The organism is Actinomadura soli (assembly GCF_005889715.1).
GTDB classification, from domain to species: Bacteria; Actinomycetota; Actinomycetes; order Streptosporangiales; family Streptosporangiaceae; genus Spirillospora; species Spirillospora soli.
This window is the reverse complement of the sequence record NZ_VCKW01000382.1, coordinates 1-5520: the sequence shown is the minus strand read 5'-3', so window position 1 is coordinate 5520 and position 5520 is coordinate 1. Positions and strand designations below refer to the sequence as shown.

The 5520-nt window shown below is 74.1% G+C and carries 5 protein-coding genes; 1 reads left to right on the top strand and 4 read right to left on the bottom strand.

What is annotated here, in order from left to right; all coding sequences use genetic code 11:
- The first annotated feature begins 118 nt into the window (after positions 1-118).
- Positions 119-1000, top strand: a complete 882-nt coding sequence (locus tag ETD83_RS38690; RefSeq protein WP_138650152.1) for a hypothetical protein — start codon at positions 119-121, stop codon at positions 998-1000.
- A gap of 6 nt (positions 1001-1006) precedes the next feature.
- On the opposite strand, the gene ETD83_RS38685 is transcribed toward ETD83_RS38690, so the two are convergent.
- From ETD83_RS38685 to ETD83_RS44075, 4 genes are all read right to left on the bottom strand, one after another.
- Positions 1007-2449: a hypothetical protein gene (locus tag ETD83_RS38685; protein ID WP_138650151.1), complete on the bottom strand. Its 1443-nt coding sequence runs from the start codon at positions 2447-2449 to the stop codon at positions 1007-1009.
- Positions 2450-2488: 39 nt separating this feature from the next.
- A complete protein-coding gene (locus ETD83_RS38680) occupies positions 2489-3355 on the bottom strand; it encodes a hypothetical protein (RefSeq protein ID WP_138650150.1) in 867 nt (288 codons plus the stop codon).
- A gap of 144 nt (positions 3356-3499) precedes the next feature.
- A complete protein-coding gene (locus tag ETD83_RS38675) occupies positions 3500-5173 on the bottom strand; it encodes an ATP-binding SpoIIE family protein phosphatase (protein ID WP_171064683.1) in 1674 nt (557 codons plus the stop codon).
- A gap of 160 nt (positions 5174-5333) precedes the next feature.
- A partial coding sequence (locus ETD83_RS44075; protein ID WP_205718130.1) for a hypothetical protein occupies positions 5334-5520 on the bottom strand: 187 nt, incomplete at its 5' end.

The window sequence follows — 5520 nt, the reverse complement described above, 5'->3', positions numbered from 1 at the left end:
GTGCCGTCGCTTCGCTGCGGGGTGGGTGGTGGTTCTGGGGTGGAAAAATGCGGGGCCTTTTGGACGAGATCTGTTTCTGTCTCGGCCAACGGGGGCGCGGGTGGTTATCGTCGTGACCATGACCACCGTGATCCTGGTCCTGCTCTGCCTTGCCATCGGCGGGCGCGAGTTGTATCTGGCGTCCGACAAGCGGCTCCCCCGAGCGCAGGCGGAGCTGCGCGAACTGCGCAACCAGGTGTCCGAGCTGGCGCGTCGGCACGAGGCTCTGACGGCGGTGGTGGACGAGGCGACGGAACCCGCCGGGATCCCGATCCCGCCGCCGCTGCCCGAGGCCCCGTCCACCGAGGTGTTGGACAGGCTCGACGCGCTCACCGGGCGGGTGGAGCGGCTGGAGAAGGAGTTCGGTGACATCTCCGGCGAACTCGCGGGCGTCGATCTCGATCGCGACTCGCAGCACGCCCTGGCCCGGTCGCTGGACGCGGTGGAGCGCGACGTCCTGGAGCTGCACCAGGAGATGCTCGACCGCCTCGACCGCGAGGAGGGCGTCGTCACCGGCGTCGTGCTCACCGAGGAGGGCGAGGCGGAGGCGCTGCTCGCCGGGGCGTACGAGCGGTGCGCCGCCGAGTACGGGCTGCGCGTCCGTGTCCGCGACCAGCGTTCCGCGCAGGCCACGGGCGCCTATCGCGGGACCGTCTACCACCTTTCCGGACGCCGCCCCGAGGTGCTCGCCGAGGACCTGCTCTCCTATGTCCGCGGCCTGTACGACCCGCGCGACTCGTCCGCCCTCAACGCGCTGCTGACCGAGCTGGCGGCGCTGCGCGGCGGCGGCGTGGCGCGGTTCGGCCCGTTCACCGCCGTGGGCACGCAGAGCGCGCTCGTCTGCGGCGTCCTCCCGGACGACGGCGCGCCGCCGGCCGAGCCGTGGCAGCTCGCGGACCGGCTCCGCGAGCTTCCCGCCGACCGGCAGAGCGACCTGTCCTGGCTGCGCTCCGACGACTGACGCCGGTCAGGGCCGGACGAAGCGCGGCGCGCCCTCCTTCCGGTCCACCCCGAACGCCAGCAGGCAGCGGGGCACGCGGGCCGCGTCGATCTGCAGGCACAGGCCGAGCCCGAGGTCCGGATCGACGACGACCACGCGCCGCAACGCCCACAGGGCCCTGCGGGTCAGGTCCCGCGTCTCCGGACGCGCCGCCTCGTGCAGCGTTCCCGTGACGACCTGATCCGCGTACCGCCACAGCCCGGCGGAGTCCAGGACGCGGACGCCCGCCGACGTCAGGTTCGCGACGATCACGACGCCGCTGTCGTCGTCCTCCACCGTGGACGGCACCGGCGCGCCCTGACCGGGCAGGTCGCGCGGCGCCCGCGGCCCGCCGACCGCGCGGTGGTAGCGCAGCGGATCGAGCGTGTCGATGACGAACGCCCCCGCGTACGGCTTCGACGCCCGTGGCGGCCCCGCCGGCGCCCCCATCGGGACGCGGACGGACGGCAGGTGGGCGCTGAGGTCGAACACCATTCCGGCGTCGTCCAGCCACACGGGGACGCCGAGTTTGGCGGACGCCTTCCGGTCGACGGCGTCCATGGTCCGCCACAGCTCGTCGGTCTGGCGCGACAGCCTGGCCGCCATGCCCAGGCCGGGGAACGCCCCCTCCAGGACCGCGAGCGTTGCCCGCCACGTGGTGCTGTTCACGAACTCGGCGACGAACGCGTCCGCCAGCGCCTTGCGCCGGGCGGGATCGGCCATCGGGCCCGGGCTCGCGGCCGTCTCCTGCGCCTCTCCCCAGCGCGGCTCGGGGACTGCTGCCCAGTGCGGGTCCGGTGCCGTCACGTCCGGGGGGGTCATGGGCGGTGGCTCGGTGGCCAGCCCCTTTCCCGGCAGGAACGGCTCGTCGGTGATCCGTTCGTGGCGTCCCGCCGTTTCGCCCGGGAACTCGTGCCGTCCCCATGTCGGCGGGGTCTCCGGCGACGGCTCGCCGGGCGGCGTGCCACCGGACAGCGGCTCTGAGCCGGAGCTGGATTCATGGGGCGTCCACACCGGTGGGGTCTCTTGTGAGGACTCGCCGGCTGCTTCGTGGCGTCCCCGTGCCGGTGGGATCTCCGGCTCCGTCCCAGGGGGCGGAGGCGGGGGCTGGGACGTCCATGAAGGCCCGGCCGGCTCGTGGGTCGTCCATGATGTGTCGGCCGGTGTCGGCGTGCCCCAGTCTGGCTGAGGCTCGGCGCCCGGTGGGTCCGGCGGCGGCGCGAAGCCCGGTTCGAGGGGCACCTCGGCCTGGGGCTGAACGGGCACCCAGTCGGAGGCGGGCTGGTCGTCTTCGGGGGCGGGGCCTGCCCCCGCCGGGTTCGCGCCCGCCACGCGGACGTCTTCCGGGTAGGGGCCTGGACGCGGCGGGGGTGCGGCGTCGCCGGGGTCCTCGGGTTCGGGGCTTGGACGGTCACGCGGGCCGAATCTCACGGGTTCGATCCTGCGCTCAGTTCAAGATCATGGGCAAGGTCATCGGCTGCTTTCGGGTGTGCCGAAGAGGGCCTCGCACAGGGCTTCGAGGCCGTCCGGGCCCCCGTTCGCGGCCAGGACGGTGAGGGCCGGCTCCGGCGAGGTGTCGAGGCGCAGCCGGACGGCCACCTCCCGGTGGAGCGGCTCGTCGGCGCCCTGAGCGGCGGCGATGTCCCGCAGGCCCACGGAGATGATCTCGGGGACGTCGACGACGAGGGGCTGCTCACCGGCGGGCAGCTCGTCCAGCCAGAGGTCGAGGACGCGGCGGGCGAGGCCGTTGAGGAGACGTCCCCACGCCTCGACGAGACCGGGCGGGACGTCCTCCGTCTGCAGTTCGGGCAGCCCGTACCTGGCGAGGCCCTTGGTGGTGAAGTAGAAGCCGTGCGGGCCGGAGGTGTGCGGGAGCAGCATCCAGTCGGTGAGCCGGACGGCCCGGCCGGGGCCGGGCAGGGAGCGCTCCAGGTGGCCGAGGGTGAGGATCTGCGGGGTGAACACGTCGACGACGGGAGCGCGCAGCACGGCCGCGATGGCGCCGGCGACCGCGCGGGCGGCCCATTCGTGCGCGGGCGGGCGGCCCGGGCGGTAGGCGGCGCTGACGGCGAGGATGTGGGGGGCGGCGTCAATGGCCACGAGGTCGGACGGGGCTGCGCCGTAGGCGGCGAGGAGGTCGCGCGGCAGCGGCGGGAACTGGGACGCTGGCCGCTGGTCGAGGGTCATCATGGGACTGTCCAGCATCCCGAGGACGAGGCCGCGCAGCGGCGGGGCGGTGCGCCGCGCGACCTCGTCGTGGGCCAGCCGGGCCGGGTCGGTGATCGGTTCGGTGAGCGCCACGGCGTAGGTGCCGTAGAGCGTCTCCGGGACCGGCAAAGTCAGATTCTGACCCAACAGTTCCCCCGCGGGCATCGAAGAGCGTCGGCAATATCGATCAGAGCCCACGGGGATGTTGGAAACTATCCGTCACAACGGGACATTTGCCTCACAACGCCGCCATTAATCCCTTGTCCATGCAGGTCAACAAGGCGGGGGCGGCATCGGGAAATCGTGCTCGAACCACACGACCTTCCCCGGCTCGGCGCGGTGCGTGCCCCAGCGCGAGGCGAGGTGGGCGACGAGCTGGAGCCCGCGGCCCGTCTCGTCGGTGGCCTCGGCATGGCGGAGCCGGGGCAGGTCGGCGCCGTCGTCATAGACCTCGCAGAGCAGGTTCCGGCCCTTGATCACGCGGAGCCCGATGGCACCGGCGCCGTGCACGAGCGCGTTGGTGACCAGCTCGCTGACCAGCAGCTGGACGGTGTCGGTGAGCGGTTCGAGGCCCCATTCGGCGAGCGTGCCGGCGACCTCGCCGCGCACCCACGGGACGGCGCTCGGATCCGGTTCGAGCTCCCACTCGGCGACGTCCTCCTTGGGGATGCCGTCGAACCCGACCGCCACGATGGCGATGTCGTCGGCGGGCGTGGCCGTGCCGAGGGTGTCGAGGAGGGTGTCGCAGGTGAGGTCGAGGTCGGGGGTCGCGTCCGCGAGCCGGCCGCGCAGCTCCTCCAGCCCGTGGTCGATGTCATGGCCGCGGCGCTCCAGCAGGCCGTCGGTGCACAGGACGAGCTGCGACCCGTCCTCGACCTCGACCTCCATCGCCTCGAACGGCTCGCCGCCGACCCCGATCGGCACCCCGGACGGGACGGGCAGCACGCGGCTGTCACCGAACGGCGACACCAGCACCGGCGGGACGTGCCCGGCGTTCGCGAACGTGCACCGCCGCCCGACCGGGTCGTACACGGCGTACAGGCAGGTGGCGAGGTAGTCCTCGCCGAGCCGGCGGGCGAGGCCGTCGAGCTGGCGCAGCAGCCGCGCGGGCCGCATGTCCTCGGCCGCGAGGGTGCGGACGGCGGTGCGCAGCTGGCCCATGATCGCCGCGGAGGTGAGGCCGTGGCCCATGACGTCGCCGACGACGATGCCGAGCCGGCAGCCGGGCAGCGGGATGGCGTCGAACCAGTCGCCGCCGACCTTCGCGGCCTGCTCGGCGGGCCGGTAGCGGTACCGGACGCGCGCGCCCGCGACGTCCGGCGGGTCGTCGGGCAGCATGCTGCGCTGCAGCTCCTCGGCGACCTGGACCTCGCGCCTGTACAGCCGCCCGTTGTCGATGCACAGCGCGGCGCGGCGGCCCAGCTCGTCGACCATCGCGAGGTCGAGCTCGCCGAACGCGGGCCGGTCGGGCTTGCGGAGCAGTTTGAACGTGCCGAGGACCCGGCCGCGGGCGATCAGCGGGACGATCAGCAGGGCCCGGCCGGTGAGCAGCATCCGGAGGTCGTGGCGGTCGCCGAACGAGGCGGCGATCTCGGCGGCCCGCCCGGCACCGACGCGCGGGATGTGGACGGGCCGTCCGGTCCGCATGGCCTGGACGAACGGCGTGCCGGGCGACAGGAGCAGCGGCTCGCCCTCGGGGGCGGTGTCGTCCCAGCGGCCCGGCTCGTCGTTGTGGACGACCGCGACGCGGCGCATCAGCGTGGTCTCGTCGATCTCGGCGGCGGGCGGCGCCGAGTCGGCGACGACGCGTTCGAGCAGTTCGACGGCGGCGAAGTCGGCGAGCCGGGGTACGAGCACCTCGGCGAGCGTCCGGGCGGCCTGCAGGTGGTCGAGCGAGCTGCCGATCTGCTGTCCGGCCTCGCCAAGATAGGTCAGGGGTTCCCTCACGGCCATCGTCTCCAATCCCCTTTCAGGGTGCGGACTCGGGTCGGGGGGCGGATGCGGCGCATCCGGGCGTGAACTGAGCGGCGAGCGGGCTGCTCGGGGCGGCTGATCCGGTCGGGGCGGCGACTGATCCGCGTGGGGCGGTCGATCTGAGCGGGGCGGCTCATCGGCGCCGGGTGGCCGGCCCGCGCAGGCCGGGCCTCCGGTTCGGGGCGGACCGGCCGGGCGGGACGGGACCCCGCCGGGCGGGCCGGTCGTGCCCGGTGGAGCGGACGTTCCCGGCGGAGCGTTCACTCCCGGCGGGGCGGCCGTCGTGCCTGATGGGGCGGCTGTGCTGGGCGGGGGTGGGG

What these genes read in the sequence shown, in the direction of transcription:
- ETD83_RS38690 (WP_138650152.1), top strand. Translation starts at nt 119, where the DNA reads ATGACCACCGTGATCCTGGTCCTGCTCTGCCTTGCCATCGGCGGGCGC.